General features: G+C 51.4%; 2 tRNA genes and 2 rRNA genes. All 4 read left to right on the forward strand.

Annotated elements, in window-relative coordinates:
• Positions 1-500: ribosomal RNA gene (locus tag ACEN88_RS31270) — 16S ribosomal RNA — on the forward strand; the annotation flags it as partial.
• 81 nt (positions 501-581) lie between these two features.
• Positions 582-658, forward strand: a tRNA-Ile gene (locus ACEN88_RS31275).
• 9 nt (positions 659-667) lie between these two features.
• Positions 668-743, forward strand: a tRNA-Ala gene (locus tag ACEN88_RS31280).
• 206 nt (positions 744-949) lie between these two features.
• Positions 950-1,557 (forward strand): 23S ribosomal RNA (locus tag ACEN88_RS31285); the annotation flags it as partial.

The raw sequence follows: 1,557 nt of genomic DNA on the forward strand, positions 1-1,557 counted from the left end.
CCTGAACACAGGTGCTGCATGGCTGTCGTCAGCTCGTGTCGTGAGATGTTGGGTTAAGTCCCGCAACGAGCGCAACCCTTGTCATTAGTTGCTACGAAAGGGCACTCTAATGAGACTGCCGGTGACAAACCGGAGGAAGGTGGGGATGACGTCAAGTCCTCATGGCCCTTATGGGTAGGGCTTCACACGTCATACAATGGTACATACAGAGGGCCGCCAACCCGCGAGGGGGAGCTAATCCCAGAAAGTGTATCGTAGTCCGGATCGCAGTCTGCAACTCGACTGCGTGAAGTTGGAATCGCTAGTAATCGCGGATCAGCATGCCGCGGTGAATACGTTCCCGGGTCTTGTACACACCGCCCGTCACACCATGGGAGCGGGTTTTACCAGAAGTAGGTAGCTTAACCGCAAGGAGGGCGCTTACCACGGTAGGATTCGTGACTGGGGTGAAGTCGTAACAAGGTAGCCGTATCGGAAGGTGCGGCTGGATCACCTCCTTTCTAGAGTGGCACGGGAGCTTACGCTCCATCATCAAGCGCCTACGCTTATCGACTGTTCAAAGTTAAACGAGAAGAGTTTTCGGGGCTGTAGCTCAGCTGGTTAGAGCACCGTGTTGATAACGCGGGGGTCGTTGGTTCGAGTCCAACCAGCCCTACCACGTTACACTGGGGGATTAGCTCAGCTGGGAGAGCACCTGCTTTGCAAGCAGGGGGTCGTCGGTTCGATCCCGTCATCCTCCACCACTATCTTTACGTAAGACGCTGGTTTTAGGTAAGTGTAGTTCTCGTTCTTTAACAATCTGGAAGAAGTAAAGTTTTCTTTAAGCGTGTAGCTAACGAAAGTTGGATGCACACTTAGGGTAGTAATCTGTATGTATCAACAAACATAGTAAGCTGAACTCTTGTTGTTATGACGTTCCCTGATACTCATGCAGGGGCCAACGTTATAGGGACAAGTGAATAAGTGCACATGGTGGATGCCTTGGCGATTACAGGCGATGAAGGACGTAGTAGCTTGCGATAAGCTGCGGGGAGTGAGCAAACACACTTTGATCCGCAGATTTCCGAATGGGGAAACCCGGCCTTTTAGGTCATTGCATACTGAATACATAGGTATGCAAAGCGAACGCGGCGAACTGAAACATCTAAGTAGCTGCAGGAAAAGAAATCAACCGAGATTCCCAAAGTAGTGGCGAGCGAAATGGGATGAGCCTTGTACGTGATAGTCGATCGAATAGTGGAACAGCCTGGAAATGCTGGCCATAGAGGGTGATAGCCCCTTACACGAAATTCGAACGGTGGTACTAAGCGTACGACAAGTAGGGCGGGACACGAGAAATCCTGTCTGAAGATGGGGGGACCATCCTCCAAGGCTAAATACTCGTAATCGACCGATAGTGAACCAGTACCGTGAGGGAAAGGCGAAAAGAACCCCGGGAGGGGAGTGAAATAGATCCTGAAACCGTGTGCATACAAACAGTCGGAGCCTCTTCGTGGGGTGACGGCGTACCTTTTGTATAATGGGTCAGCGACTTACATTCAGTGGCGAGGTTAACCG

Origin of the sequence: Massilia sp. CT11-108 (assembly GCF_047302915.1) — a bacterium.
GTDB classification, from domain to species: domain Bacteria; phylum Pseudomonadota; class Gammaproteobacteria; order Burkholderiales; family Burkholderiaceae_D; genus Telluria; species Telluria orientalis.